This is a genomic window from Streptomyces sp. NPDC032472, from assembly GCF_040636955.1.
Taxonomy (GTDB): domain Bacteria; phylum Actinomycetota; class Actinomycetes; order Streptomycetales; family Streptomycetaceae; genus Streptomyces.
Genome location: NZ_JBEZVK010000027.1, coordinates 1 through 25,148, shown reverse-complemented (window position 1 = coordinate 25,148; position 25,148 = coordinate 1). Strand labels below are relative to the sequence as shown.

The following is a 25,148-nucleotide window of genomic DNA, read 5'->3' as shown; positions in this document are numbered from 1 at the left end:
ACGTTCCGTAGGCAAGAGGGTGAACCGCCGGGGTCACCGGCTTGCCGTACCCCTCACTCGGGTGGGGCACCGGAACAGGGCGTCAGTACGACAATCCGGTCAGGGTGGGACGAGATGGTACTAACCCACCACCGGAGGTCGATGTGCCGCGACAGCAGACACCCGGGGGAGTGGACCGCTTCCACCTGCGCAGCACGGCGGCCGCGCTCACCTCCCTGATGGCGCTCGCCGCCACGTCGCTCGTCGCGGGACCCGCGTCCGCCGACACGGGGGCCGGGCCCTGCGCCCTGAGCCGCACCTCGGCGCACCACTCCCTGGGCCTGGACACCTGGAACCGCGCCTACCCCAGACCCCGCCGGACCCTGAACGCGGTCATGGTCTTCCTCTCCTTCCCCGACCACCGCCCGGGCCTGGCGACCGGAAAGCTGGCCGGCGACTACTTCCCCGCCACCAGCGACTTCTTCGAGCGGGCCTCGTACGGCAGGTTCCACCTGGTCCCGCACCCGCAGCCGCACTGGATCACGATGCCGAAGCCGTCCACCGCGTACGGGATACAGCGGGACTGGCCCGCCGGGGACCGGGCCGCGTACCTGCGCGACGCGGTCACCGCCGCCGACCGGGAGGTGGACTTCGCGCAGTACGACGTCGTGTACTTCGTCGCCGACCCCGACGCGCCCGGGGTGGACTCGGACGCCACCAAGGTCGTCAACTTCGACCGGCCGATCCAGGCCGACGGGGCGGAGCTGCGGCGGATCGTCACCGTCTTCGAGCGCCACCCGCCGGACCGCAACGTCCTGGCGCACGAGACCGGGCACGTCTTCGACCTGCCCGACCTCTACCACCGGCCGACGGACGGCAAGGGTGACTGGGACACGTACGTGGGCGACTGGGACGTCATGGGCAGCCAGTTCGGGATGGCCCCGGACCTGTTCGGCTGGAACAAGTGGAAGCTGGGCTGGCTGGACGCGGGCCAGGTGGACTGCGTCCAGTCCGGCTCCTCCCTCCACACCCTCCAGCCGCTCGGCCGCTCCCCGGAGCCGGGCGCAACGGGCGGGACCCGGCTCGCGGTGATCCGTACGGGGCCCGGCAGCGCCATCGCCGTCGAGGCGCGCGGCTCCGCCGGCAACGACGGGGACACCTGCACCGAGGGCGTCCTGGTCTACCGGGTGCGCAACGAGCCGGCGTCGGGCGGCGGGCCGATCGAGGTGCTCGACGGGCACCCGGACTCCGAGGCCTGCTGGGACCGGTCGGTGTACCCGCCGCTGGCGGACGCGCCGCTGGAGGTGGGTGAGTCGTTCACGGTGCCGGGTGAGCGGATCAGGATCGAGGTGGCGGACCGGACCCCGTCGGGCGAGTACACGGTCAAGATCACGACCTGAGCGGGCCGGCTCCGGGAAGCGAAGCGGGCCGGCTCCGGGAAACGAAGAAGGCCTCCCACTCGCGTGGGAGGCCTTCCTCCGTCGGTGCGCCGCCAGGGACTCGAACCCCGGACCCGCTGATTAAGAGTCAGCTGCTCTAACCAACTGAGCTAGCGGCGCTTGCTGACGAGGAAGACATTAGCAGGAGGTGGCCCGGAAGGAAAAATCGATATCCGCAGCTCGGGCGGCGCGGACGTACGCCCACAGCAGCGCCTCGGGTCCGGGCAGCCACGGGGAGCGGGTGTCGGGCGCCACCAGCCAGCGCGCCGGGCCGGGCACCGCGTCCAGCGGCGGCACGGTGACGGCGTCGCCGCGGCCGTGGCAGATCGGCGCGGGCACCGGGCCGCCCCACTCCTCCCAGGCCAGCAGCGCGGGCAGCCGGTGTGCGGTGCCGGTGGCGGCGAACAGCAGCATCCGGCCCCGGTGCACGGCGACGGGCCCGCAGCCGGGCCCCTCCGCCCAGAGCAGGTCCAGCATCCGGCGGCCGAGGACGGCGGGGACGTTGACGACGTCGAAGGCGGTCCCGCACGGCAGCACCGCCGGGGCGTCGGGGCGGGCCTCCCAGGCCTCCAGGGTGTGCTGCGGCTGTGCGGACGCGGAGGCGAGCCAGGCGGCGCCCTGTGCGGTGACATGGGCGGCGGCCGTGCGGGCGGCGGCCGGGGCGGGGGCGGGGTAGGGGGAAGCCGTCAGCGTCGTCATGCGGAACGGTCTACCCCGCGTAGTGGTCCGGTTTCCAGGAGTTACGGAAAACTCGGACGTGGCGACGGCCGGTGCGGTATGTTGCGCCCGCATATGCCACCGGCCCGATGGTTCGGCCAGTGCGCCAGGTGTGCGCCGTGCGTAGGCGCCGGCGGGTGGATGTGCGCCCCGGCGTGCGCCGGGGCACGGGCGCTGGCGCTGCGCTGGTTGGGGCTATGCCGACCCCGGGCCCCCGGCCCGCTGGAGGGTCTCCCCGAACTCGATCATCTTGAGGGCGTAGTCCTCGGTCCACTCCGCCTCGGCGGCGATCACCGCCGGGTCCAAGCGGTCGAACCGGCGCGGATCGGCCAGCTGCGCGGCCGCCACCGCCTGGAACTCCATGGCCCGCTCAGCGGCCGCCCGGAAGGCGAGCGTCAGCTCGGTGGCGCGGGCCAGCAGCTCGCGCGGATCCTCCATCGACTCCAGGTCGAAGAAGTGCTCCGGGTCCGCGACGGCCTCCGACGGCTCGAAGAGCAGCGGCGCCGGCCGCAGCTTCCGCTCGGTCCGCTCGGGCTCTGCCATGCGTGTCCTCTCCTCTGCTGCTCCTGCCGCGCGTACGGACGCCCGGCGCGCGTACCGGTCTTCCCCGGCCAACCGGGCCACCCTCCATTGTCCAACGGGGCGCAAGAGGGCCCGCCGGCCCGCCCGAAGGCCCTGTCCGTCGGCCCGCCCGAAGGCTCAGGGCCGCCAGGGGACCCGGTGCTCCGCGAGATGGGCCAGGACGGAGTGGTTGGCCTCCCACCCGTCGGGGAACTTCACCGTCACCCCCAACTGGACCGGCTCCGTGGACGGGTGGTCGTCCAGCAGCTCCGCGATCCCCGCCCGGGCCACGACCACGCAGGCGTGCCGGTGCCGGGAGGCCAGCACGCACAGCCGGCCCGTCTCCAGGTGGAAGGCCGTCGCGTCCGGCCGGCCCGACAGCGGGTGCAGCACCACCGTCAGGTCGTACTCCCGGCCCTGGAGCCGGTTCGCCGTGTCCACCGTCACACCCGTGACCCCGAGCTCGGCCAGCGCCGCGCGCACCGCCGCCGCCTGGTCGCGGTGGGCGGTGCCGACCGCGATCCGCTCCGCCGTCAGCGGCACCGGCCCCGCCGCCTGCTCGTCGGAGGTCACCGCCCCGCGGTCCAGGGCCCGGCGGACCACCAGGGCCACCGCTCGCACCGCCTCCGGGTCGGTTCGCGGGGTGTGCCGGGCGGGCAGCTCCAGCAGGCCCCAGCCGGCCTCGGCGGCCTCGTCCAGCACCCGGTCCGGGCCCGACCCGTCCGAGGGGACCCCGTACGCGAGCCGGCGCTCGCCGGGGCCGGTCCCGCTGCGGAACTGGCTGTACGGGTAGAAGGCGCGGGAGACCAGCGGCGCCGCCGTCGCCGGGAGCCGCCACGACACCGGCAGCCGGTGCTGCGGCAGCTGCGGGTTGTGCGCCAGCAGCGTGGAGACCGCCGAGGCCGACGGGTCGTACGACAACCCCGCCCACTGCTCGGCGCCGACCACGCTGAACGGGTCCAGCTGCCCGGGGTCGCCGACGAACAGGGCCCGCTCGAACAGCCCGGCCACGGCCAGCAGCGCGTCCGAGCGCATCTGGTACGCCTCGTCGACGATGGCGTGCTCCCACGGCTCGGCGTCCTTCACGTACGCCCACTTCGCCGCGGTCGAGATGGTGATCGGCAGCTCGGCCAGGTCCTTCGGCTTGGCCGAGAGGGTCACCGAGGGCAGCTCGCGCAGCGCCGGGTCGTACGCGTCGGCGTCGCTGCTGTGCAGCCGGCCGACCCTCAGCTCCGGGTCCTTGTCGGCGAGCCGCAGCACCAGGTCGTCGACCTGCGCGTTCGTCTGCGCCACCACCATCAGCCGGCGCCCGGCCGCGGCCAGCTCCCGGGCGGCGCGCACCACGAGCGTGGACTTGCCGGCTCCGGGCGGGGAGTCGACGACCACGCCCCGCTCGGGCCCGTGCAGCGTGTCGCGCAGGATGGCGGCGGTCGCCTCCGCTGCGGCCGCCCCCGCGTCGAAGGGCTCGCCGGAGGCCGGGCGGATCGAGATCGAGTCGGGGGAGTGGGGGGCGTCGGGGGCGCTCCGGTTCAAAGGATGTCCTCGTCGGTCACGGCGTCGGGGAGCCAGGCGGCGGCGGTCGTGGATCCGGGCGGGCCGCCGTGCGTCCAGGGCGTCCGCTCCGGGTCGGGCAGCTTCGGGCCGCCGCGGGCGTCGTGCTCGAACAGCGTCCAGCACACCCGCTCGCCCTTCTCCGGCACCGAGCCCGGCTCCGGGTCCCGGCCGCGGCCCATCTTGTCCAGCAGCCGCAGCACGATCTGCCCGTCCGGCTCGTACCGCACGAACTGCGCGCTCTGCGGGCGCCCCTCCAGGGAGCGGTACACCTTGCCGCCGCCGCCCTCGGCGAGCTGCGGCCGGTCCTCGGTGGCCACGGTCACCAGCGGCCGCGGGCTGGGCCGCTTGGACTCCGTCCACTCCATCACCACCGCGGTGACCTCGCCCGCGAAGGCCTCGCCCGCGAGCCGCCGGCCCGCCATCACCAGCGGGTCGTCCAGGGCCTCCTGGGCGTCGAGGCGGACCTGCTCGGTCTCCCGCGTCGCCAGCTTCTGGGCCGCGGTCACCGCGTCGTCGCGGCGCGGCTGCGGCGGCTCGCCGGCCCGGACCCGGTCGCGGTGGCCGGTGTAGGACCAGCGGTCGCGGGTCCAGCGCTCCTCGGCCCGCTCGCCGGCCGGCAGGGCGCGCAGGAGCTCCAGCGACTGCCACACCGCCCGCCAGGTCGGACGCATCTGCTGCGCGACCAGCTCCCGTACGGCCTCCTCGGCGCGCTCCCGCTCGCCGGGGCGGCCGGCGGTGCGCGCCGCGTCGTAGCGGGCCATTGCGGGGGCGAGCAGCTTGTTGTCGAAGGCCGGGTCGGTGGCGGGGCCCGCGGGCGGGACCAGCAGCTGCCCGGCGCCGTCGCGGCCCAGCTCGGCCCGCAGGGCGGCCTCGGCGCCCGTCACGCCCTCGGGTGGGGCCAGCCAGGCCAGCAGGGCGCCCAGGTGCTGGTCCTCCAGGTTGCTCTGGCCGGTCGCCCAGTGCCGGGCCAGCAGCTCGCTCGCCGCGAGCAGCATCGAGGAGCCCGGGACGCGGGCGCGCTCGCCGAGGTGCGTGAGCCAGCGGCCCAGCAGCGGCACCCGTGCGGGCGCCGGGTAGGGGTTGTCGGGGTCCTCCTCGGCCGTGCGGCGGAACCGCATCGACCGGCCCAGCAGCCGTACGTACTCGATGCCGGCCCGGCTGGGCACGACGAGCTGCGGCGCGTCCAGGCACAGCTCGGCGGCGACCTTGCTCCGGGCGCCCGTCTCCGGGTCGGTCTCGGTGCGCTCCACCTGCTCGACCTCGTCCGCGTACGCCTCCACGTACGGCAGCACCACGTCGGCGAGCTCGGCGAGGAACGCCCAGCGCAGGTCCCGGTCGCGCGGCTGCGGCACGACCAGCAGCCGCGGCTCGTCGGGGTCGGTGCCGACCAGCGCGCCGAGCGGGGCGCCCGCCTCGCCCGCGGTGGTCAGCGGGACGAGGACCAGCGGGCGGTCGGACAGGTGCCGGTGGCGTACGGTCGCCAGTGCCTGGGCCCGGCCGGTGCGGACGGCCTCCAGCCGGGCGAGGGTGTTCAGCAGCGGCATGCGGCCTCCTGAAGGGCCTCGGCGCGCAGCCGGGCCGCCCGGTGCAGCGCGGCCGCGGCCGGATCGTCGGGGGACCCGTGGCCCGCGGCGGCCGCGAGGGCCTCGCCGACGGTGGTGAACGCGCCGAGCTCGCCCCGTATGGAGCGGCCCAGGGCGGCGGCCTCGTCGGCGGCGCGGGCCCGCTCGCGGCAGTGGAAGGCCAGCTCGCAGGCGGACAGGCATTCGGGGGCGTAGGCGGCGGAGACGGCGGCGACCGCCTCGGTCAGCTCCTCGGCGGGCCGCTCCGGGTCGAAGCTGAGCCCCTCGGGCAGGGCGGCGGCCAGCTCCTCGACGCGGGTGAGCCGGTCCAGCTGGCGCAGGGTCACCGAGCGCTCGCGGCGCAGGTCGACGGGGGCGGCGGCGGGCAGGTTGGAGAAGTCCTTCGGGCAGACGAGCAGTGCGGTGTGCCCGACGGTGGCGGCGGGCAGCTTCTCGGCGGTCTTCTCCAGGGCCAGGACGTAGACGGCGGCCTGCCGGGCGGCGGCGCCGACCTTGGCCGGGTCGGCGGCCCCGTCGATCAGCGGGAACGACTTGATCTCCACCACGGTCCAGCGGCCGTCGGGATGCACCACGACGGCGTCCGGCTCCAGGTAGGCGGGGGTGCCGGCGACCTCCAGGGCCAGCATGGGGTGGTCCAGCAGGGTCCAGGCGCCGGCGGCGGTGGCCTCGCGCAGGGCGAGTGCGGTGCGGGCGGCCCGGCCCTCGGGCCCGGCGGCGGTGAGGTCGGGGACGCGGGCGCCGGGGCCGGGCGGCTCGGCGGGGCCGCCGAGGTGCCGGTGGACCAGCTGCAGCAGGGCCGCCCCGCCGTCGCCCTTGACCTTGGCCTCGAAGGAGTTGCCGCGGACGATCGCGAACTGCGACTGGCCGAAGGGGGCCGGTGAGCCGAGGGCCGCGGCGAGGGCGGTCTTGTCCACCCCGGCGCCGTCGAGGAGTGCCCGTCTGCCGCAGCCGGGGTTGGCGGCGAGCGCCGCCAGCGCGCGGGCGTCGAGCGGACGGGGCGGCACGGCGGGGCCGCGCAGGTCAGCGAGCCGCTGCCGCAGTGTCGTCGTCCGGGGCGGGCCGCTGGGAGGGTAGGAGCTCACGGGCGGAAGTGTCCCATCCGCCACTGACAATCGGGGTCGTACTGCCGAAACCGGCTGTCGGGGAGGGCCTCGGGCCCGGGTGCGGGCTCCGGCTGCGGCCCGGTCGCGGCAGCCGGTGCGCCGTGCGGCGCGAGAGGGCGCCGGCGATGAGGTACCCGGCGCCCATCACGGCGGCGCCGGCGGCCGCGTCGAGGAAGTAGTGGTTGGCGGTGCCCATGACCACGAGGGCGGTGAGGGCCGGGTAGGCGATGCCGAGGGCCCTGACCAGCGGCCGGCGGCCGTGCCGCCACAGCAGGATCCCGCACCACAGGGCCCAGCCGACGTGCAGGCTCGGCATGGCCGCGTACTGGTTGGTCAGGCCGCCCATCCCGCGCGGGGCGCTGGCCTCGGCGCCCCACCAGCCGTACGCGCTGTACTGGGCCATCGTGTCGGTGAACCCGTACGCGGCGTCGAGGAGCCGCGGCGGGCAGGTGGGCATCAGGGAGAAGCCGGCGAGCCCGAGGAGGGTGGAGGCGATCAGCCAGCTGCGGGCCGCGCGGTAGTGGGCCGGGCGGCGCAGGTACAGCCAGACCAGTACGGCCGGGGTGACGAGGTAGTGCAGGGAGGCGTAGACGAAGTCGGCGGGTACGCCGAGCGGCCCGTGCCGGGTGAAGAGCCGGTTCAGGGGCCGCTCGAAGTCGATCCCGAGGAGCTCCTCCGCCCTCAGGATGGCGAGCCCGTGGTCGACGGCGAGGTGCACGTCGCCCCGGGCGAGGAGTCTGCCGCCGGTGTACGCGCCGTAGAGGAGCCCCAGGAGCAGCAGTTCGGCCCACCAGCGGGTGGGCTTCTGCCGATCAGTCATACGGGCTAAGACGTGTGTTCGGACTCCTGGGTTGCCTGATGTTCATGTGATGGATGATGGTCGGACGATAGAAGTGCCCGAAGGGGCGCGAACCCCTCTGGACCGGGAGAAATCACCGATGGCCCCCCGCATCCTCCTGGCCCGGCACGGCCAGACCGCATGGTCCCGGCTCGGCAAGCACACCGGACGCACGGACGTGCCCCTGCTGGAGGAGGGCCGGCGGGGCGCGAAGCTGCTCGGCGAGCGGCTGGCCCAGGAGCCGTGGGGCGCCCTGCCCGGCGTGGAGGTCCGCACCAGCCCGCTGGTCCGCGCGAGCGAGAGCTGCGACCTCGCGGGCTTCGGCGCCCGCGCGGAGCCGTGGGACACGCTGATGGAGTGGGACTACGGCGACTACGAGGGCATGACCCCGGCCGAGATCCAGGCCGTCCGCCCCGGCTGGCTGATCTGGCGCGACGGGGTCCCCGGCGGCGAGTCCGTCGCCGACGTCGCGGCCCGCGCCGACGAGGTGGTCGCCTGGGCCCGCTCGGCGGAGCGCGACGTCCTGGTCTTCGCCCACGGGCACATCCTGCGCACCCTGGCCGCCCGCTGGCTCGGCTTCGACGCCTCCTTCGGCGCGCGCATCCGCCTGGAGCCGACCTCGCTGTCGGTGCTGGGCTGGGCGTACGGGGCGCCCGCGCTGGAGCGCTGGAACGACACCGGGCACCTGGAGCCGTAGGGCACTGGCGAGACCGGCGCCTGCCGGTCAGGCCGTGGCGTGGCGCTGCAGGAACGCCGCCACCCGCGGGCTGCGCTGGTGGGGGACCAGGGCCGTGGCCGTCCCGGAGAGCAGCGAGCGGATCCGCGTCGACTGCACGTCGGCGAGCAGGTCCAGGACCCGGCCGCCCGCCCAGGCGGCCTCGTCGGGTGCCCCGGCGCGGGCCAGGTCCCCGGCCAGCTCGGCGGTGTAGAGGGCCACGTTCCGGGCGAAGTGCGGGTTCTGCAGGTCCGCTGCGCGGCGGGCGTGCCGGGCCGCGCGGGCGTGCTCGCCGAGCGTGCCCCAGCAGTGCGACTCCAGCGACTCCAGCTCGGCCTCGCCGAAGAAGGACATCCACTCCGGGTCCGCCTCCGCCGCGCCGCGGGCGAACTCGGTGTGCGCCCGGTTCAGCGCGTCCTCGCAGGACCTGCGGTCGGCCAGCCCCGCCCAGCCGCCCGCCTCGCGCAGGGCCAGCAGCGACAGCAGCCGCGGCGAGCCGAGGGAGCGGGCGGCGCGGCGCCCCGCCTGGGCCGCCCGTACCGACTCGCGCGGCCGGCCGGTGTCCCGGGCCAGGAAGGCGATGTTGCTGAAGGCGTGCGCCTCCAGGCCCGCGTCCCCCGAGACGCGGGCCGTGGCCAGCGCCTCGGCGTAGTGCGAGCGGGCGTCGTCGAACCGGCCCGAGTCGTGGGCCAGCCAGCCCACCGAGAGGGCCAGTTCGCCGGCGCCCGCGTGCAGCCGGTCCTCGGTGGACTGCCGGGTCGCCCCCGCGTCCAGCAGTGCGTACGCGGCGCGCAGCGGCTCCGAGGCCCGGCGGTAGAGCGCGTCGGCGCCGTGCCGGTCGTCCAGCAGCCGGATCTGCCGTACGGCGTCCTCGACCGCGGCGGCCTCGGCCTCCCCGGCGCGCGAGGGCGCGCGGCGGGTGTCGCCGAGCAGGGTGAGGCCGAACGTCGCGGCCGCCACGGTCGCGGAGCCGCCCGCCATGAACGCGCGACGCTGCACGTCGCTCTCCTTGTGGGTGTGGGGGGTGCGCTGCTGCGCCAGGCGGCCGCGGACGGCCTCGCGCGGGTGGAAGCCCAGGTCGGCCAGGGTCCGGCCGGGGAACATGTGCAGGAAGACCCGCTCGTAGGCGTAGTTGGGGCAGCGGATCTCGCCCGACTCGACCCGGCCGATGTAGCGCGCGTCGCAGGAAACCGTTTCTCCGATCTCCCGTGCCGACCGGCGCACCATGGCCGCGAACTCGGCCGGGGAGTGCTGTCCGCGCAGCCGCCGGAACGTCAGGTTGGGTGAGTGCGGGAACGCCGCCATGGACGTGGCCTCTCTGGCAAGGAACGCACCGCCGGTACTGTGACGTGGAGCTGGGCCCGGCGCGCATGAAAGTACCGCCAGCGCAGGGCTCTTGATGTGGCGTTTGGCTACAAAACGGATATCTCACCCGCGATCCGCCATGAACTGCCATCCTTTGCGGCGTCTTGCCGCCGTACCGGTTGACGCCGGCCCGCGTTGAACCCATGAGGAGTGGGAGGTGACTCCCACCCCACGCGTACGGCGAGCGAGGAGGGGTTCTGGTGGTGGAGGCCGGTATGGAGAGCACTGGAATGAACACCGCGACCGCGCAGGGCGCAGCAGCCCACGCCCCCGTCCCCGCCGTCCCCGGCGCCCCGGCGGTGGTCCCGGGCGTCCCCGGCGTCCCGGTGGTCCCGGGCGTCCCCGTCCCGGGCATCCCGGGCATCCCGGCCGTCGCCGCCGGGCCCGTCATCGGGGCCGACGCCCCGGACCTGGTCACCGTGCCCACACGGCAGGGGCTGGAGGCCGTGGACATCATCCGCCGCGCCGCGAGCCAGGCCGGCGGGGTCGGCCCGGTCCTGCACGACGGGTCCGGCGACACCCTCGGCTTCCTCGTCCCGCCCGGCACCGCCGACGCCTGGGACCTGCCCGGCAGTGCCTGTACGCAGACCAACGGGCGCGGGATGCGGTTCGGGGACGTCTCCCCCGCCTCCGGGGCCGGCGGCTGGCTGCTGCCGCCGGAGGCCGTCGGCCCGGTCACCGACCCCGAGGTGCTGCGCGCCGCGCTCGGCGAGGCGGCCCGCCTGATCGAGGCCGCCGACAACTGCCGCTGACGCCCGGCGCGCGTCCCCGGCCGGCCCCTCCCGCCGGCGGCTGTCCTCCGTGCCCGCCGCGGCCGGGGACAATGGTCCGGTGGCAGCAGGCAAGGGCAGGGGCGGCAGACAGCGCGGGCGCGCGGCTTCCGAGGCGGTCTCCGGGCAGGTGGACGGCGGCCGGGCGGAGCTGGCGCCCGACCGGGAACGCGCGGGCGGCTGGACGCTGCTGATCGACGGGGCGCCCCAGTCGCACGTGGACCTCGGCGACCCCGGACACCTGGACTTCGCCTACCAGCGCCGGATCGGCCACCTCATCGACCTCGCCGCACCGGCGCGGCAGCCCCTGAACGTGGTGCACCTGGGCGGCGGCGCCTTCACCCTCGCCCGCTACACGGCCGCCGCCCGCCCCCGCTCCACCCAGCAGGTGGTGGAGGTCGACGCCGCCCTGGTGGCCTTCGTACGCGAGCACCTGCCGCTGGACCCGCAGGCCCGGATCCGGGTGCGGACGCTGGACGCGCGGGCCGGGCTGGCGAAGGTCCCGGACGGCTGGGCGGACCTGGTGATCGCCGACGTGTTCAGCGGCGCGCGCACCCCGGCACACCTGACCAGCACCGAGTTCCTGGACGACGTACGGCGGGCCCTGGCGCCCGGCGGCTGGTACGTGGCCAACCTCGCGGACGGGCCGCCGCTGGCGCACCTGCGCGGGCAGATCGCGACGGCCGCGGCCCGCTTCGCGCACCTGGCGCTGGCCGCCGACCCGGTGGTGTGGCGGGGGAAACGGTTCGGCAACGCGGTGCTGGTGGCCGCCGACCGGGAGCTGCCCGTCGCCGAGTTCACCCGCCGCGTCGCGAGCGACCCGCACCCGGGCCGGGTCGAGCACGGCCGCGCCCTGACCGACTTCGCGGGCGGCGCGGCCCCCGTCGCGGACGCCTCGGCGGTGGCCTCGCCGCAGCCGCCGCCGTCGGTGTTCCACTGAGCGGGGCCGGACAGGCCATCAGTTCTCGTACGTCTCCACCAGCGGCGGGTGGCCGTTCCAGGTGCAGAAGACGGACATCTCCTTGTCCGCCTTGGTGAAGGTGACCCGGATCCAGTACGGCTGCTTCCACACCTGCATCTGCCAGCCCGAGTCCGGCGTCGCCGAGACCAGCTCCGCGGAGGAGGCGCCGAGGTCGAAGACGACCCGGCCGCCGGTGACCGTGTAGGCCTTCACGGTGCCGCCGCTCCCGCCGCCGTACGCCTGCTGCCCGGACGGGTGCAGGTCGGTCGCGGGCGGCTTCGGCGAGGACTTGGCGGGGCTCGGCCCCGGCGACGGCGGCGCCGCGGAGGACGCGGACGCGGAGGGCGAGGCCGAGGGGGACGGGGATTCCGGTTCGGCGGGGCGCTGCGTCGAGGAGGACAGCGGCTTCGTGGCCAGCGGGACCGCCAGCGGCGGATCGTAGGCCGTTCCGGACATGACCGTGTGCACGCCCCACCACGACAGCGTCACGGCCGCGCCGGTCGCCAGCGTCCAGGCGAAAGCATGTACAAGTCCTCGGTGCATCAGCGCACATACTGCACCACCCGCCCCGGAGGTGGACCGACACCCCGCCGGGTCGCCCGAATGGACTACGGTGCGGGCCATGGCAAGTGTGCTCGTGGTCGAGGACGACCAGTTCGTACGTTCCGCTCTGATCCGGCACCTGACCGACGCCTCGCACACCGTGCGCAGCGTCGGCACGGCCCTGGAGGCGCTGCGCGAGGTCGCCCACCACCGCTTCGACGTGGTCATCCTCGACCTCGGGCTGCCCGACCTCGACGGGTCGGAGGCGCTGAAGATGCTGCGCGGCATCACCGACGTACCGGTGATCATCGCCACGGCGCGGGACGACGAGGCGGAGATCGTCCGCCTGCTCAACGCGGGCGCCGACGACTACCTGACGAAACCGTTCTCCGTCGAACACCTCTCCGCCCGGATGGCCGCCGTCCTGCGCCGCGCGCGGGCCGCCACCGGGTCCGAGGCGCCCTCGGGCGTCCTGCGGGTGGGCGGCCTGGCCATCGACCCGCTGCGCCGGCAGGCCGAGCTGGACGGGGCCGCCCTGGACCTGACCCGGCGCGAGTTCGACCTGCTGGCCTTCCTCGCCGGGCGGCCCGGGGTGGTCGTCGCCCGGCGCGAGCTGCTCGCCGAGGTCTGGCAGCAGTCGTACGGGGACGACCAGACCATCGACGTGCACCTGTCCTGGCTGCGCCGCAAGCTCGGCGAGACCGCCGCCAACCCGCGCTACCTGCACACGCTGCGGGGGGTCGGGGTGAAGCTGGAGCCGCCCTCGTGAGCGGCGCACGCGCGGCCGCCGGGCCGCAGACGACCACGATGGCCGCACCCTTGGGCCGCGTGGGCGGCCGTGACATCAGCCGCTGCCGCGGCGGAGCGAGCCGACAGGCATGAGATGGGCCCTCGTGAAGGTGTGCCTGGCCGTCACGGCCATGGTCGTGGTGGCCTTCGCCGTCCCGCTCGGGCTGGTCGTCAAGGAGATGGCCCGCGACCGGGCCTTCTCCAACGCCGAGCGGCAGGCCGCCACCATCGGGCCGACCCTGTCCATCACCACCGATCCGGGCCAGCTGCGCAAGGCGGTGGAGTCCACGCAGATGGGTGCCGCCCAGCGGATGTCCGTCCACGTGCCCCCGATCGGCGGCGCGACGGCCGTGGAGATCGGCGCGGGCTGGGCCGGGCCCGACGCCGTGGAGGAGACCCGCAGGCAGGGGCGGGCGATGATCGTGCCGCTCGCGCGCGGCGGTTCGGCGCTGCTCCAGCCGACCGCGCTGAGCTCGGGCGACATCGCCGTCGTGGAGATCTACGTCCCGGAGAGCGAGGTCAGCAACGGCGTCGGGACCGCCTGGGTGGTCCTGGCGGGCGTCGGGCTGGCGCTCGTCGTCGGCTCGGTGGCCGTTGCGGACCGGCTGGGCGCCCGCCTGGTGCAGCCGGCCGAGCGGCTCGCCGAGGCCGCCCACCAGCTGGGCGAGGGGCGGCTCGGGGCGCGCGTACCCGAGGGCGGGCCGAAGGAACTCCGCTCGGCTGCCGTCGCGTTCAACTCCATGGCGGACCAGGTCGTGGAACTCCTCGCCAACGAGCGGGAGCTGGCCGCCGACCTGTCGCACCGGCTGCGGACGCCGCTGACGGTGCTGCGGCTCAACACGGCCTCGCTCGGGGACGGCCCGGCGGCCGAGCAGACCCGGGCGGCGGTCGAACAGCTGGAGCGGGAGGTCGACACGATCATCCGCACGGCCCGGGAACAGCGCGCCCCCGGGGCCGGCGGCCCGGGCGCGGGGGCCGGCTGCGACGCCTCGGAGGTGATCCGCGACCGGATGGCGTTCTGGTCGGCGCTGGCCGAGGACGAGGGCCGCGAGGTGCGGCTCGCGGGCGTGGACCGCACCGTACGGATCCCGGTCGCCCGGCCGGAGCTCGCGGCCGCGCTCGACGCGCTGCTCGGCAACGTCTTCCGGCACACCCCGGAGGGCACGCCGTTCGCGGTGGACGTCCACGACGCGGGGGACGCCGTCATCGTCCTCGTCTCGGACGGCGGCCCCGGCATCGACGACCCCGACGCCGCCCTGCGCCGCGGCAACGACGGCGCCCGCGACGGCTCGACGGGCCTCGGGCTGGACATCGTGCGCCGGGTCGCGGAGGGGACGGGCGGGGACCTGCGGATCGGGCGCTCGGTGCTCGGCGGTACCGAGGTCAGGCTGTGGATCGCCCTGGACGGCCGGGCCCGGGGCGGGGCGCGCCGCGGCCGGGAGCGCCGCGGCCGGCGCAAGCGGCGCGGCGGCTGAGCACCGCTGCGGCGTCTGCGGCGTCTGCGGCGCCTGCGGCGGTCGGGCGCGGGGCGCGCGTGCGGTGCCGGCTGACGGGCAACCGACGTAACCGCGGCGCGGCCGGGGGCGCGCCTCGCGGGGTGCGGCGGCGTGCGTCGGTACGGTCCGCGGCATGGACACCCTCATCTTCGGCGGCATGCTCGCCACGCTGATCGCCCTGTGCCGGGAGTCGTCGCGGACCGTCGTCCTCGGCGCCTGGTGGGTCCTGCTGATCGCGGTGGTCCTGCTGATGGCGCACCACATCACCAGCAGCCTCGCCCTGACCCTGAGCTACTGACCATGGCCACCGTGCACAGCAGTCTCATCTCGGAGACCCAGCTGGAGGGCGGCCTGCCGGGCCGGCTCCAGTACTGGTTCGCCTGTTTCTTCGCCGCCGGCTGGACGGCCGTCGTCTGCGGCGGCCTCTTCTACCAGTTCGGGCTGTGGGAGTACCCGTGCCCGCTCTGCATCGTGCAGCGGATGTTCATGCTGCTGGCCGCGACGGGGGCCGCGTACATCATCCGTACGGCCCTCTCGGACGGGGCGGTGCCGGGCCGTGCGTACATGACCGGCTGGGGGCTGGCCCTGGTCGCGGTGGTCGCCGGGTCGTTCGCGTCGTGGCGGCAGACGATGCTGCACGTCCTGCCGGGCGACAAGGGCTACGGCAGCGAGGTGTTCGGCCTCCACCTGTACGTGTGGGCGTGGATCCTCTTCCAGGCGTCGGTCCTCGCGATCGGCATCGTGCTGGCCTTCGCGCACAACACGGCGGGCCGGACGGTCCCGGCGATCGGGCCGGGGCCCTACCGGACGGCGGGCCTGGCCGTGCTGTGGTTCCTCGGCCTGGTCATCGCCGCGAACGTGGTGGCCGTCTTCCTGGAGGAGGGCTTCCACTGGTTCCTGCCGGACGACCCGCGACGTTACCAATTCTTCCACGACGTCGGGATTTTGGGCCGGTAGCGGGAGCGGGCGGCATACCGTACAGGGGCGTGGATCGTTGACCGGTGGGTCCATCGATCCCTCCCCTGCCCTGCGACGGAACGGAACTGGTCATGCGCTACGCAGTCCTCGGCACCGGGATGGTCGGCCGTACGGTGGCCGACCGCCTCTCCTCCCTCGGCCACGAGGTGGTCGTCGGCACCCGGGACCCGGAGGCCACCGCCGCCCGTACCGATTACGCCGAATGGCAGGCGGCCCACCCCGGGATCGGGCTGGCCGGCTTCGCGGAGGCCGCCCGGCACGGCGAGACCCTCGTCAACGCCACGGCCGGGCGGGTCAGCATCGAGGCCCTGACGGAGGCCGACGCCGCCCACCTGGACGGCAAGGTCCTGATCGACATCGCGAACCCGCTGGACTTCTCCCGCGGCTTCCCGCCCGCCCTCGACCCGGTCAACGACGACAGCCTGGGCGAGCTGATCCAGCGGACCTTCCCCGGGCTGCGGGTCGTCAAGACGCTGAACACGATGCAGTGCAAGGTCATGGTCGACCCGGCGCGGGTGGCGGGGGAGCACAGCGTGTTCCTGTCCGGGGAGGACGCCGCCGCCAAGAAGTCCGTGCGCGAGCTGCTGTACTCCTTCGGCTGGCCCGAGGCGAGCGTGCTGGACCTCGGCGGCATCGAGACCGCCCGCGGCACCGAGATGCTGCTGCCGGTATGGCTGCGACTGATGGGCTCCCTGGGGCACACCGACTTCAACTTCCACATCCAGGGGGCCTGAGCCCGGACGGACGCCGAGATGTTGCCGGGCCCGGCGTCCGTACCGAGGGTGGGCCTGACGGAAGGAGTCAGGCATGAGAGTCATGCTCCGGGCCCACCTGGACACGATGGCGGCCAACGAGGGAGTCCGGAGCGGGGCTCTGCCGGCGGCCCTGAAGAAGCTCATGGACACCGTCCGGCCGGAGGCTGCGTACTTCGGCCCCAATGCAGGCGTGCGGACCTGGTGGATGGTCTTCGACATGCAGGACAGCGCGCAGATGCCGGCGCTGCTGGACGACCTGTACCGGCAGTTCAACGCGGAGATCGAGATCACTCCGGTGATGGACAGGGAAGGCCTGGAGCAGGGCCTGAAGGCCGCGGCGGCGCAGCGCTGAGCGGCTCAGGCCTCCGGCCCCGCCCCCGTACGGCGGCCGCCCACGCGAGCAGCGCGGAGGCGGCCGCAGCCGCGCAGGCCACGGCGAACGCGGCCCGGTGGCCGTACGCCTGCGCCAGCGGGCCGGCGGCCGCCGCGGCGAGCCCCTGACCGACGATCAGGCCGCTGCCCAGGACGGTCATGGCCTCGCCGAGCCGCTCGGCCGGGGCAGCCCGCTCGACCAGGGCGAACAGCGCGATCAGGTGCGGGGCCACGGCCAGCCCGATCCCGCCGACCGCGAACGCCGCACCGACCAGCCCCGACACGGCGAGCAGCGGCAGCGTGAGCAGGGCCTGGGCGGTGATGGTCCGGCGCAGGCGGACCGCCGGGTCCGCGGAGCCGGGGCGGGCGACCGTGACGAAGCCGGCGGCCGAGCTGGTCACCGCCATGGCGGCCCACACCAGCCCGGCCGCGCCGGGCGCGCCGCGGGTCTCGGCGAGGGCGTTGACGCCGGTGTTGGCACCGCTCCAGGCGGCCCCTTGCAGCACGGCCATCGCGAAGAGCAGGGCCAGGGCCGGCGACCACAGCCGTACGGGGGCCTGCACGCCGGAGGACGGAGCGGGGGCGGCGGCCGCGCCGGGTGGGGCGGTGGGGTGGAGCGCGAACAGCGAGCCGAAGACCAGGATCAGGGCCGCGGCGAGCAACAGCGCGGAGGCCGGGTGCACGGTCACCGCGAGGATCCCGGCGAGGGCCGGGCCGATCATGAACGAGGCCTCGTCGAGGGTGGTGTCGAAGGACAGGGCGGCATCGACGAGCGCCTTGTCGCCGGCGGCCAGCCGCGCCCAGCGGACCCTGGCCAGCGGGCCGACCTGCGGGACGGTGAGCCCGGCGGCGACGGCGAGCGCGAGGCGGGCCGGCAGGGGCAGGCCGGCGAGGACGGCCGCGACCAGGGCGGCGAGGGCGGCGGCGTTCGCGGCGCAGGCGGCGAGCAGCACCGGGCGGTGGCCGCGGCGGTCGGCGAGGCGGCCGATGACCGGGCCGCCGACGGCCTGGCCGAGCCAGAGGGCGGCCGTGACGGCGCCAGCGTCGCCGATGCCGTCGCGCTCGTTGATCAGCAGCAGGGTCCCGATGGGGCACAGTGCGGCGGGCAGCCGCGCGAGGAACGCGTGGACGGGCAGGGCGGTTCCGGCGAGTGCGAGCACTCCGCGGAAGCCGCCGGGGGCGGGTGCGGACACGGACAACCTCCATCCGCACGCCGACCCACCCGTGTCTCCGGCGCGCTCCGTTGCCCTTCGGCCGGGACGGTAGTCGTGGAACGCCCGCTTCGGAAGCCCTCAGCCGCCGGAGGCGAGCCGCTGGGCCTGGGCCCGGCCGACCTCGGCGGCGCGGTGGAGGAAGTCGGCGATGACGGCGAGTTCGGCGTCCGAGTAGCGGTCCAGGACGGCGCCGAAGGCCCGGCCCGGGGTCTCCCAGGCCTCGCCGATCCGGCTGCGGGCCTCGGGGGCCAGGGCGACGAGGGAGCGGCGGCGGTCGTGGGGGTCGGCGTGCCGCTCGACGATGCCGGCCTTGACGAGGCGGTCGACGAGGCGGGTGGCGGAACCGGAGGTCAGGCCGGTGAGACGGGCGACCTCGCCGGTGCTGACCGGGCCGGGCTCCATGTCGAGGAGGGCCACGCACTGCATGTCGGTGGGGTGCAGGCCGACGTGGTCGGCCATGGCCTGGTTGAAGATCGAATAGCCGGCGTAGTGCCGCTGGCTCTCGGTGACGACGTGCGCGAGCAGCTCGGCGCGGCTCCAGTCCTCACCCGAACGGGGGGAATCGGTTGACATCGGCCTCTCCATGCCTGAGATTTGAGTGCGTGACGCAGAGAATGCGTCGCACACCATCTGTATCGCGTAATCATGCTAGCGCGCTGCACAGCGCATCAGAGAACACGGCATCAGAGAACACGGCATCAGAGACCGCGACATCAGAGACCGCGGCATCAGAAAATGCCGCAGCAGAGAAAGGACCTGCCATGTCGATCCTCGTCACCGGCGCCCGCGGCGCCGTCGCCCGCGGCCTCGCCTCGCTCCTGGGCGCGAGCGGCATCGCGCACCGCCTCGGATCCCGCGAGCCGGACGGGCCCGGCACCGCCCGCTGCGACCTCTCCGATCCGGCGACCTTCCCCGACGCCCTGGCCGGAGCCCGCTCCGTCTTCCTCTACGCCGAGGCCGCCGGCATCGACGCCTTCGTCAAGGAGGCGGCCACCGCCGGAGTCGAGCACGTCGTGCTCCTGTCCTCCTCCTCGGTGCTCGCCCCCGACGCAGCCGACAGCCCGCTGGCCGCCGCCCACCTCACCGTGGAGGAAGCCCTGCTGGCCTCCCCGCTGCGCACCACCGTGCTGCGTCCCGGGGCCTTCGCGAGCAACGCCCTCGGCTGGGCCCGGTCGCTGAAGGCCGGCCGACCGGTCCGCCTGCCGTACCCGCAGGCCCACACCGACCCGGTCCACGAGGCCGACCTCGCGGAGGCCGCCTTCGCCGTCCTCACCGAACCGGCCCTCGCCGGCCGCACGTACACCCTCACCGGGCCGGAGTCCCTCAGCTTTGCGGCCCAACTGTCCATACTGGCCGGCATCCTCGGTCGCCCTGTGCCCTACGAGACCGTCACCCCCGAGCAGTGGAGGGCCGAGGTCGACGGCCGCATACCCGGCCCCTACGCCGACGCGCTGCTGGAGTACTGGGCCGCGTCCGACGGCATCCCCACCGAGCCCACCGACGCCGTCGAACAGCTCACCGGCCACGCCGCGCGCACCTTCGCCACCTGGGCCGAGGACCACGCAGCCGCCTTCCACACCGAGCAGGTCTGACCGCACGGGAGCAGCACCGCCCCGCCTGCGGCAGGCGGCGACCCCGTCGTGCGCAGGGCGCCGAGGCGGGAGTTGGCCGGGTCGACGGACGGGAGCCGCGGTGGTTGACGGGAAACGCAGAGAGCCCCGGTCCGCTTGCGCAGAACGGGGCCCTCTTTCAGGGTGAGTGACGGGACTCGAACCCGCGGCCACCTGGACCACAACCAGGTGCTCTACCAGCTGAGCTACACCCACCATGTCCGGTCGGAAACCGACCGGCCGAAGAAAAGGGTACAGGGTCCGGGAGGGTGCTCGCGCCCCCCTTTTCCCCGACCCGTCTCCGGAAGGGGTCGCCGTCTGCTATTCGGCGGGCAGGACGTACTTCGCGGCGATCGTCCGCGCGGTGTCCGAGTCCGGCCCGGGCTGCGGTACGAAGACCGCCTCCCGGTAGTAGCGCAGCTCGGCGATGGATTCCTTGATGTCCGCGAGCGCCCGGTGGTTGCCGTTCTTCGGAGGGCTGTTGAAGTACGCCCGCGGGTACCAGCGGCGCGCCAGCTCCTTGACGGAGGAGACGTCCACGATCCGGTAGTGCAGGTGGCTCTCCAGCGCGGGCATGTCGCGCAGCAGGAAGCCGCGGTCGGTGCCGACCGAGTTCCCGCACAGCGGGGCCTTGCGGGGCTCCTTGACATGCTCACGCACGTACGCCAGGACCTGCGCCTCGGCGTCCGCAAGGGTGGTCCCGCCGGCCAGCTCGTCGAGCAGGCCGGAGGCGGTGTGCATGGCGCGCACCACCTCGGGCATGGTCTCCAGGGCCGCGTCCGGCGGGCGGATCACGATGTCCACGCCCTCGCCGAGCACGTTCAGCTCCGAGTCGGTGACCAGCGCGGCCACCTCGATAAGTGCGTCGTCCGTCAGCGAGAGACCGGTCATCTCGCAGTCGATCCACACCATGCGATCGTTCATGCGTCCACCTTATGCGGTCCCCGCGCCGATCCGGCCGGGCCCGTTCACGGCGAAAGGTCCCCCGCACCGGTGACGACCGGTGCGGGGGACCTCCGTTTCGGACAGTGCCCTGCCGGGTCAGGCGTGCTCGCGCAGCACCCGGCTCGGGGCGTACAGCTCCGTCACCGTGGGGCCGGACGCGGCCAGGGCCGCCGCCGCCCGCTGGGGCTGCGGAGTGCGCTGGTGCGGCACCGGACCCGCCGTGATCTCCGCCACCTGCGCCCCGTCGCCCTGGGGCCGACGGGCCCGGTAGGCGGAGCGGTAGGCGGCCGGGGAGGACCCCAGCTGCCGGCGGAAGTGGCCGCGCAGCGCGACCGGAGAGCGGAAGCCGCAGCGCCCGGCGACCTCGTCGACCGAGTAGTCGGAGGTCTCCAGCAGCCGCTGCGCCTGGAGCACCCGCTGGGTGATCAGCCACTGCAGCGGCGCACTGCCGGTCAGTGAGCGGAAGCGCCGGTCGAAGGTGCGCCGGCTCATGTACGCGCGGGCGGCGAGCGTCTCCACGTCGAACTGCTCGTGGAGGTGCTCCAGGGCCCAGGCGACGACCTCGGCCAGCGGGTCCGCGCCGATCTCCTCCGGCAGCGACCGGTCGAGGTAGCGCTCCTGGCCACCCGTGCGCCGCGGCGGGACGACGAGCCGGCGGGCCAGAGCCCCGGCGGCCTCGCTGCCGTGGTCGGTGCGCACGATGTGCAGGCACAGGTCGATTCCGGCCGCGGTGCCCGCGGAGGTGAGCACGTCGCCGTCGTCGACGAACAGCTCGCGCGGGTCGACGTGGACGGACGGGTACCGCTTGGCCAGCGTCGGCGCGTACATCCAGTGCGTCGTCGCGGGCCGGCCGTCCAGCAGACCGGCGGCGGCGAGGACGAAGGCCCCCGTGCACAGTCCGACGATCCGGGCCCCCTCCTCATGCGCCAGACGCAGCGCGTCGAGCGCCTCCGGAGGCGGCGGCGATGTGATCGAGCGCCAGGCGGGCACGACGACCGTGCCCGCGCGGGCGATCGCCTCCAGCCCGTACGGCGCCGTGAGCTCGAGCCCGCCGGTGGTCCGCAGCGGACCGTCCTCCCCGGCGCAGACGAGCAGTCGATAGCGTGGAACTCCCGCGTCCTGCCGGTCGATGCCGAACACGGAAAGTGGAATGGAGCTCTCGAAGATCGGTCCGCCGCTGAACAGCAGCACCGCGACGATCTCCCTGCGGCGACGCCCCGCGAGCTTCCTGCCGGCGTCCATGACGATGGCGGTGGAATCCTGGCTCATGGCTAAGCCCCCCTTGGGTGTCGCGACTCCTTGGTCTGGTCGCACCTGCACGTTTCCCCTCGGCCTTGCACGTGGATCCCCCGCCGTAAAACATGATCGAATCTACTGCGTCCCGTGCTGTCGGCGTGACAAGTTCAGCACGCAGCGCTATGTCGACTTGGCAACTTGGCGAAAAGCATTCGATCAGGAAGCGTTCCACTCCGCTACCGGAGTGGGAAGCTCGCGCTCCGGCCGTGGCCAGTACCCATAGGGTCTCCGAGCCCCCCTCGCACCGTCGTCGCTGGTGGTGGGGGGAGGGGCGGGCCGTTCCGGCAAGACCGGCACCCTTCCGGGAAGTTGGCTGAAATCATGCGGGTGTGGGTGTGCGAATCAGTCAGTCCCCGGGGGAGATTCCGCCGGAGCTCCGGCAGCCCCGCCGCCCGCCGCCCCCGGCGCCGCCCGGGGCGCGCGAGTGCCGGCGGCGCCGGCCCGGCGTGAGCCGGTGCCGGGCGGGGACGGCCACGGCTCTGCGCGCGGCCCGTTCGGAGCGGCGCAGCATCTCCCGGCACACCGCGGTGACGGCGACCAGGCCCAGCGTGGCGACGGCGGCCCCGCCGAAGGAGGTCCCGTACACGACGAGCACCACCGGGACGAGCAGGCAGCTGAAGGCGGCCCAGCGCACCACGTCACCCGCAGGGTCGTCATGGGGTCGCCTGGCGGACTGCACGGACGGGTGAACGGAAGGGCGGGCGGAGGCGGGGGTGAAACGGGGCCTCGGGTCGGTGTACGGGTCGTCGTGCGGGGCGGACTGCGTCGGCTGAGCGGGCTGGACGGGGTGAACCGGATGGCCGGGCACGGCGTGCTCCCTGCGGGCTCTTCCTGGACGGTCGGACGCCTGGTCCAACGGTGCGCGGCGGGCCCCGGTCACGTCGCGGACGGGTGGCGCAACAGGTCCTTCGTCACTGGCTGTAGGGGACAGCGGCCATTGCCAACGCGCCCTCGCTCCGGCATGCTCCCTGGGACACTCTCCAAGTGCGGCAAGCCCTGGGCAGGACAGCAGTGTCGCCGTACCCTGGTGGGTAAGGGCTTGGGAAGATGCTTCCCGGACAGAGCTCCGTCACCCTGAGTCGTCGTTTTCGCCCAATGCCGCCCCGTCGCCTTGTCCCTTCCCCCGAGGACCTCTTCGCCGAGACATCCATGGCCGGTCACGAATCCCCCGAACCCGCGGACCGCAAGCGCAAGCCCGTCGCCGACCCCGTGTCCAGCGACCTGCGCGCGGCGGAACAGACACGTCATCCCTGCGACCCTGCCTTCCGGCACGGGGTCGTGGTGGGGTTCGACGGCTCCGTCTCGAGCGAGCGCGCCTTGGCCTACGCGATCGGCATGGCCCGCCGCTCCGGATCCGGCCTGATCATCGTGCACGTGGCCAACAGGCTGCCGACGACTGTGTGGGCCGGCTGCGAGCCGCCCGTCTTCGTGGACGTGCCCGACCACCGCACCGAGGTGCTGGGTCTGGAACTGGCCTGTGCGGACTACCTGTCCGAGGTGCCGTGGATCCTGGTCGAGCGGGGCGGGGACATCTGCCACGAGCTGGAGGAGGTCGGCCGGGAGTACTCGGCGGACGCCATCGTGGTCGGCTCCACGCACGGGATCATCGGCCGGATCTTCGGGTCGGTCGCGGGACGGCTGGCCAAGCGCGCACAGCGACCGGTCGTTGTCATTCCGTAACCAGCTGTGCGTCGATTGTGCGGTTGTGAACCCCCATGTAAAGGGTAGATAAGTGCTGCTGGGACGCAGCAAACAACTGCAGATCGAAGGGAGCCCGCCGTGGACAATGGTGTCTCTGCGGGAAGCACGGCCTCGACCTCGACCCTCGGGAACATAGCCCTGGGTCTCACCCTTCTCGCATTCGGTATCGGCCACACCGGCATCATCAGCGGAGTGTCCGCGGCCGACTCCGTGTCGCTCGCGACCTACGTCGGCGGCCTCGGCCTCTTCCTCCTCGGGCTCCTCGAGTACCGCGGCGGCAACGGCTTCAACGGCACGGCGTTCGCGGGCCTCGGCGCCTTCTGGTTCACCTGGGCCACGGGGGCCGACGGAAAGGTTTCGGCGCACGCCGCCGCCCTGTTCCTGATCCTCTTCGCCCTCCTCGCGCTGACCCTGACCATGGCGGCGCCGAGCGGACTCTTCGGCCAGGGCACGTACGCCCTGCTCACCCTCTCCCTCCTCCTGCTGGCGATCGGCACCCTGGCCGACACCGGCGCCCTGGGCAAGATCGCCGGCTGGGTCGCCGCGGTCTCCGGCCTGCTGGCCTGGTACGGCGCCACGGCGGCGCTGGCCCACTGGCCGACCGCCCTGGGCAAGGCCTCGGGCCGCGGAGCGGTCGCCGCGGGCTGAGCACGGACCGCCGCGGGCCGAACGGAAGCGGAACGCGCAGCGGAAGCCGAGGCGGAAACGCCAGAACGGCCCCCGGGGATCCGGGGGCCGTTCTCATGCGCGTACGCCCGCCGTGGGGCGCGGCGCGACTACTCGACGGTGACGGACTTCGCCAGGTTGCGCGGCTTGTCGATGTCCCGGCCCAGGGCCAGGGCCGTGTGGTACGCCAGCAGCTGGAGCGGGATGCCCATCAGGATCGGGTCCAGCTCGTCCTCGTTCTTCGGAACGATGATCGTGTGGTCCGCCTTCTCCTGCTCGCGGTGGGCGACCGCAAGGATCCGGCCGCTGCGGGCCTTGATCTCCTCCAGCGCGGCGCGGTTCTTCTCCAGCAGGTCGTCGTCCGGGACGATCGCGATCGTCGGCATCGCCGGCTCGATCAGCGCCAGCGGACCGTGCTTGAGCTCGGAGGCCGGGTAGGCCTCGGCGTGGATGTAGGAGATCTCCTTGAGCTTCAGGGAGGCCTCCAGGGCCACCGGGTAGCCGCGGACCCGGCCGATGAACATCATCGACTTGGCGTCGGCGTACTCGGCCGCCAGCTGCTTGATGTCCTCTTCGCCCTTGAGGATCTCCTCGATCTGGGCGGGCAGGCGGCGCAGGCCCTCGATGATCCGCTTGCCGTCGGTCACCGACAGGTCGCGGATGCGGCCGAGGTGCACGGCGAGCAGCGCGAAGGCCACGACCGTGTTGGTGAAGCACTTGGTGGAGACGACGCAGACCTCCGGGCCGGCGTGCACGTACACGCCGCCGTCGGCCTCGCGGGCGATGGCGGAGCCCACCACGTTGACGACGCCGAGGACGCGGGCGCCCTTCCGCTTGAGCTCCTGCACGGCGGCCAGCACGTCGTAGGTCTCACCGGACTGGGAGACCGCGATGTACAGGGTGTCGGGGTCCACGACCGGGTTGCGGTAGCGGAACTCGGAGGCCGGCTCGGCGTCCGCGGGGATGCGGGCCATGCCCTCGATGAGGGAGGCGCCGATCAGGCCGGCGTGGTACGAGGTGCCGCAGCCCAGGATCTTCACGCGGCGGATGGCGCGCGCCTCGCGCGGGTCCAGGTTCAGGCCGCCCAGGTGCACGGTGGAGAAGCGGTCGTCGATGCGGCCGCGCAGCACGCGGTCGACCGCGTCGGGCTGCTCGGAGATCTCCTTGTGCATGTAGGTGTCGTGGCCGCCCATGTCGT

General features: G+C 74.3%; 26 protein-coding genes, 2 tRNA genes and 1 pseudogene. 13 read left to right on the top strand and 16 right to left on the bottom strand.

Annotation, left to right across the window (positions count from 1 at the left end; all coding sequences use genetic code 11):
- Nucleotides 1-143 precede the first annotated feature (143 nt).
- Nucleotides 144-1,379, top strand: coding sequence for a M6 family metalloprotease domain-containing protein (locus tag AB0F11_RS19865; protein WP_362175175.1), 1,236 nt, complete (start codon nucleotides 144-146; stop codon nucleotides 1,377-1,379).
- Nucleotides 1,380-1,464: 85 nt separating this feature from the next.
- Here AB0F11_RS19865 and AB0F11_RS19860 read toward each other — a convergent pair.
- The 7 genes and pseudogenes from AB0F11_RS19860 to AB0F11_RS19830 form a co-directional block, all read right to left on the bottom strand.
- Nucleotides 1,465-1,538: transfer RNA gene (locus AB0F11_RS19860), tRNA-Lys, on the bottom strand.
- Nucleotides 1,529-2,117, bottom strand: a pseudogene (locus tag AB0F11_RS19855) (bifunctional DNA primase/polymerase). The gene AB0F11_RS19860 and the pseudogene AB0F11_RS19855 overlap by 10 nt, the downstream one beginning before the upstream one ends.
- A 213-nt stretch (nucleotides 2,118-2,330) precedes the next feature.
- The gene (locus AB0F11_RS19850; RefSeq protein ID WP_362175172.1) at nucleotides 2,331-2,678 is read right to left on the bottom strand and encodes a hypothetical protein; all 348 of its coding nucleotides are present in this window, start codon (nucleotides 2,676-2,678) and stop codon (nucleotides 2,331-2,333) included.
- 156 nt (nucleotides 2,679-2,834) lie between these two features.
- Nucleotides 2,835-4,181 carry an AAA domain-containing protein gene (locus tag AB0F11_RS19845; protein ID WP_362175376.1) on the bottom strand — a complete coding sequence of 449 codons (1,347 nt, stop codon included), beginning with the start codon at nucleotides 4,179-4,181 and terminating at the stop codon, nucleotides 2,835-2,837.
- 44 nt (nucleotides 4,182-4,225) lie between these two features.
- On the bottom strand, nucleotides 4,226-5,794 hold the full coding sequence (locus AB0F11_RS19840) for a hypothetical protein (RefSeq protein ID WP_362175169.1): 1,569 nt from the start codon (nucleotides 5,792-5,794) through the stop codon (nucleotides 4,226-4,228).
- Nucleotides 5,782-6,915: a hypothetical protein gene (locus AB0F11_RS19835; RefSeq protein WP_362175166.1), complete on the bottom strand. Its 1,134-nt coding sequence runs from the start codon at nucleotides 6,913-6,915 to the stop codon at nucleotides 5,782-5,784. Before AB0F11_RS19835 ends, AB0F11_RS19840 begins: the two co-directional genes overlap by 13 nt.
- Nucleotides 6,854-7,756, bottom strand: a complete 903-nt coding sequence (locus AB0F11_RS19830; RefSeq protein WP_362175163.1) for a phosphatase PAP2 family protein — start codon at nucleotides 7,754-7,756, stop codon at nucleotides 6,854-6,856. The genes AB0F11_RS19835 and AB0F11_RS19830 overlap by 62 nt, the downstream gene beginning before the upstream one ends.
- Before the next feature lie 118 nt (nucleotides 7,757-7,874).
- Between AB0F11_RS19830 and AB0F11_RS19825 the strand changes: the two genes are divergently transcribed.
- Complete coding sequence (locus AB0F11_RS19825; RefSeq protein WP_362175160.1) at nucleotides 7,875-8,471, top strand: histidine phosphatase family protein; 597 nt, start codon at nucleotides 7,875-7,877, stop codon at nucleotides 8,469-8,471.
- Nucleotides 8,472-8,498: 27 nt separating this feature from the next.
- Here AB0F11_RS19825 and AB0F11_RS19820 read toward each other — a convergent pair whose 3' ends face one another.
- On the bottom strand, nucleotides 8,499-9,794 hold the full coding sequence (locus AB0F11_RS19820) for a tetratricopeptide repeat protein (RefSeq protein WP_362175157.1): 1,296 nt from the start codon (nucleotides 9,792-9,794) through the stop codon (nucleotides 8,499-8,501).
- A 275-nt stretch (nucleotides 9,795-10,069) separates the two neighbouring features.
- Between AB0F11_RS19820 and AB0F11_RS19815 the strand changes: the two genes are divergently transcribed.
- Nucleotides 10,070-10,606, top strand: a complete 537-nt coding sequence (locus tag AB0F11_RS19815) for a hypothetical protein (protein WP_362175154.1) — start codon at nucleotides 10,070-10,072, stop codon at nucleotides 10,604-10,606.
- A 79-nt stretch (nucleotides 10,607-10,685) separates the two neighbouring features.
- The gene (locus tag AB0F11_RS19810; protein ID WP_362175151.1) at nucleotides 10,686-11,564 is read left to right on the top strand and encodes a fused MFS/spermidine synthase; all 879 of its coding nucleotides are present in this window, start codon (nucleotides 10,686-10,688) and stop codon (nucleotides 11,562-11,564) included.
- Between the two features lie 18 nt (nucleotides 11,565-11,582).
- On the opposite strand, the gene AB0F11_RS19805 is transcribed toward AB0F11_RS19810, so the two are convergent.
- On the bottom strand, nucleotides 11,583-12,128 hold the full coding sequence (locus tag AB0F11_RS19805; RefSeq protein WP_362175148.1) for a hypothetical protein: 546 nt from the start codon (nucleotides 12,126-12,128) through the stop codon (nucleotides 11,583-11,585).
- Nucleotides 12,129-12,207: 79 nt separating this feature from the next.
- Between AB0F11_RS19805 and AB0F11_RS19800 the strand changes: the two genes are divergently transcribed.
- The 6 genes from AB0F11_RS19800 to AB0F11_RS19775 all read left to right on the top strand — a co-directional run bounded on the left by AB0F11_RS19800 (nucleotide 12,208) and on the right by AB0F11_RS19775 (nucleotide 16,498).
- Complete coding sequence (locus AB0F11_RS19800) at nucleotides 12,208-12,897, top strand: response regulator transcription factor (protein ID WP_362175145.1); 690 nt, start codon at nucleotides 12,208-12,210, stop codon at nucleotides 12,895-12,897.
- 109 nt (nucleotides 12,898-13,006) lie between these two features.
- Nucleotides 13,007-14,392 (top strand): HAMP domain-containing sensor histidine kinase, encoded by a 1,386-nt coding sequence (locus AB0F11_RS19795; RefSeq protein WP_362175142.1) that lies wholly within the window; start codon nucleotides 13,007-13,009, stop codon nucleotides 14,390-14,392.
- A 154-nt stretch (nucleotides 14,393-14,546) separates the two neighbouring features.
- Complete coding sequence (locus tag AB0F11_RS19790; protein WP_362175139.1) at nucleotides 14,547-14,711, top strand: DUF5993 family protein; 165 nt, start codon at nucleotides 14,547-14,549, stop codon at nucleotides 14,709-14,711.
- 11 nt (nucleotides 14,712-14,722) lie between these two features.
- Nucleotides 14,723-15,370, top strand: a complete 648-nt coding sequence (locus AB0F11_RS19785; protein WP_362175137.1) for a disulfide bond formation protein B — start codon at nucleotides 14,723-14,725, stop codon at nucleotides 15,368-15,370.
- A gap of 92 nt (nucleotides 15,371-15,462) precedes the next feature.
- Nucleotides 15,463-16,125, top strand: coding sequence for an NAD(P)-binding domain-containing protein (locus AB0F11_RS19780; protein ID WP_362175134.1), 663 nt, complete (start codon nucleotides 15,463-15,465; stop codon nucleotides 16,123-16,125).
- Nucleotides 16,126-16,198: 73 nt separating this feature from the next.
- Nucleotides 16,199-16,498, top strand: a complete 300-nt coding sequence (locus tag AB0F11_RS19775; protein WP_362175131.1) for a hypothetical protein — start codon at nucleotides 16,199-16,201, stop codon at nucleotides 16,496-16,498.
- Here the strand turns inward: AB0F11_RS19775 and AB0F11_RS19770 are convergent.
- Together AB0F11_RS19770 and AB0F11_RS19765 are read right to left on the bottom strand one after the other, a co-directional pair.
- The gene (locus AB0F11_RS19770; protein WP_362175128.1) at nucleotides 16,434-17,711 is read right to left on the bottom strand and encodes an MFS transporter; all 1,278 of its coding nucleotides are present in this window, start codon (nucleotides 17,709-17,711) and stop codon (nucleotides 16,434-16,436) included. The genes AB0F11_RS19775 and AB0F11_RS19770 overlap by 65 nt on opposite strands.
- Before the next feature lie 99 nt (nucleotides 17,712-17,810).
- The gene (locus AB0F11_RS19765) at nucleotides 17,811-18,305 is read right to left on the bottom strand and encodes a MarR family transcriptional regulator (protein WP_362175125.1); all 495 of its coding nucleotides are present in this window, start codon (nucleotides 18,303-18,305) and stop codon (nucleotides 17,811-17,813) included.
- A gap of 188 nt (nucleotides 18,306-18,493) precedes the next feature.
- Here AB0F11_RS19765 and AB0F11_RS19760 point away from each other — a divergent pair, with 188 nt between their 5' ends.
- Nucleotides 18,494-19,324 (top strand): NAD(P)H-binding protein, encoded by an 831-nt coding sequence (locus AB0F11_RS19760; RefSeq protein ID WP_362175123.1) that lies wholly within the window; start codon nucleotides 18,494-18,496, stop codon nucleotides 19,322-19,324.
- A gap of 161 nt (nucleotides 19,325-19,485) precedes the next feature.
- On the opposite strand, the gene AB0F11_RS19755 is transcribed toward AB0F11_RS19760, so the two are convergent.
- From AB0F11_RS19755 to AB0F11_RS19740, 4 genes are all read right to left on the bottom strand, one after another.
- Nucleotides 19,486-19,558, bottom strand: a tRNA-His gene (locus AB0F11_RS19755).
- 105 nt (nucleotides 19,559-19,663) lie between these two features.
- Nucleotides 19,664-20,266, bottom strand: a complete 603-nt coding sequence (gene orn / locus AB0F11_RS19750) for an oligoribonuclease (protein WP_362175120.1) — start codon at nucleotides 20,264-20,266, stop codon at nucleotides 19,664-19,666.
- A 117-nt stretch (nucleotides 20,267-20,383) separates the two neighbouring features.
- Entirely contained in the window at nucleotides 20,384-21,556 is a 1,173-nt protein-coding gene (locus AB0F11_RS19745) for a helix-turn-helix domain-containing protein (protein WP_362175117.1), read from the bottom strand.
- Nucleotides 21,557-21,929: 373 nt separating this feature from the next.
- Complete coding sequence (locus AB0F11_RS19740) at nucleotides 21,930-22,391, bottom strand: hypothetical protein (RefSeq protein ID WP_362175114.1); 462 nt, start codon at nucleotides 22,389-22,391, stop codon at nucleotides 21,930-21,932.
- 341 nt (nucleotides 22,392-22,732) lie between these two features.
- On the opposite strand from AB0F11_RS19740, the gene AB0F11_RS19735 reads away from it, so the two are divergent.
- Nucleotides 22,733-23,263, top strand: coding sequence for a universal stress protein (locus AB0F11_RS19735; protein ID WP_362175111.1), 531 nt, complete (start codon nucleotides 22,733-22,735; stop codon nucleotides 23,261-23,263).
- A 99-nt stretch (nucleotides 23,264-23,362) separates the two neighbouring features.
- Entirely contained in the window at nucleotides 23,363-23,932 is a 570-nt protein-coding gene (locus AB0F11_RS19730; RefSeq protein WP_362175108.1) for a GPR1/FUN34/YaaH family transporter, read from the top strand.
- Nucleotides 23,933-24,060: 128 nt separating this feature from the next.
- On the opposite strand, the gene glmS is transcribed toward AB0F11_RS19730, so the two are convergent.
- Nucleotides 24,061-25,148: glutamine--fructose-6-phosphate transaminase (isomerizing) (gene glmS / locus AB0F11_RS19725; protein WP_362175105.1), on the bottom strand; the 1,088-nt coding region annotated here is incomplete at its 5' end.

Excerpts from the sequence above, each read along its gene's own strand:
- AB0F11_RS19745 (WP_362175117.1), bottom strand. The coding sequence starts at position 21,556 with ATGAGCCAGGATTCCACCGCCATCGTCATGGACGCCGGCAGGAAGCTC.
- AB0F11_RS19780 (WP_362175134.1), top strand. The coding sequence starts at position 15,463 with ATGCGCTACGCAGTCCTCGGCACCGGGATGGTCGGCCGTACGGTGGCC.
- AB0F11_RS19820 (WP_362175157.1), bottom strand. The coding sequence starts at position 9,794 with ATGGCGGCGTTCCCGCACTCACCCAACCTGACGTTCCGGCGGCTGCGC.
- AB0F11_RS19790 (WP_362175139.1), top strand. The coding sequence starts at position 14,547 with ATGGACACCCTCATCTTCGGCGGCATGCTCGCCACGCTGATCGCCCTG.
- AB0F11_RS19800 (WP_362175145.1), top strand. The coding sequence starts at position 12,208 with ATGGCAAGTGTGCTCGTGGTCGAGGACGACCAGTTCGTACGTTCCGCT.
- AB0F11_RS19840 (WP_362175169.1), bottom strand. The coding sequence starts at position 5,794 with ATGCCGCTGCTGAACACCCTCGCCCGGCTGGAGGCCGTCCGCACCGGC.
- AB0F11_RS19850 (WP_362175172.1), bottom strand. The coding sequence starts at position 2,678 with ATGGCAGAGCCCGAGCGGACCGAGCGGAAGCTGCGGCCGGCGCCGCTG.
- AB0F11_RS19735 (WP_362175111.1), top strand. The coding sequence starts at position 22,733 with ATGGCCGGTCACGAATCCCCCGAACCCGCGGACCGCAAGCGCAAGCCC.
- AB0F11_RS19830 (WP_362175163.1), bottom strand. The coding sequence starts at position 7,756 with ATGACTGATCGGCAGAAGCCCACCCGCTGGTGGGCCGAACTGCTGCTC.
- AB0F11_RS19765 (WP_362175125.1), bottom strand. The coding sequence starts at position 18,305 with ATGTCAACCGATTCCCCCCGTTCGGGTGAGGACTGGAGCCGCGCCGAG.
- AB0F11_RS19815 (WP_362175154.1), top strand. The coding sequence starts at position 10,070 with ATGGAGAGCACTGGAATGAACACCGCGACCGCGCAGGGCGCAGCAGCC.
- AB0F11_RS19805 (WP_362175148.1), bottom strand. The coding sequence starts at position 12,128 with ATGCACCGAGGACTTGTACATGCTTTCGCCTGGACGCTGGCGACCGGC.
- AB0F11_RS19775 (WP_362175131.1), top strand. The coding sequence starts at position 16,199 with ATGAGAGTCATGCTCCGGGCCCACCTGGACACGATGGCGGCCAACGAG.
- orn (WP_362175120.1), bottom strand. The coding sequence starts at position 20,266 with ATGAACGATCGCATGGTGTGGATCGACTGCGAGATGACCGGTCTCTCG.
- AB0F11_RS19825 (WP_362175160.1), top strand. The coding sequence starts at position 7,875 with ATGGCCCCCCGCATCCTCCTGGCCCGGCACGGCCAGACCGCATGGTCC.
- AB0F11_RS19795 (WP_362175142.1), top strand. The coding sequence starts at position 13,007 with ATGAGATGGGCCCTCGTGAAGGTGTGCCTGGCCGTCACGGCCATGGTC.
- AB0F11_RS19760 (WP_362175123.1), top strand. The coding sequence starts at position 18,494 with ATGTCGATCCTCGTCACCGGCGCCCGCGGCGCCGTCGCCCGCGGCCTC.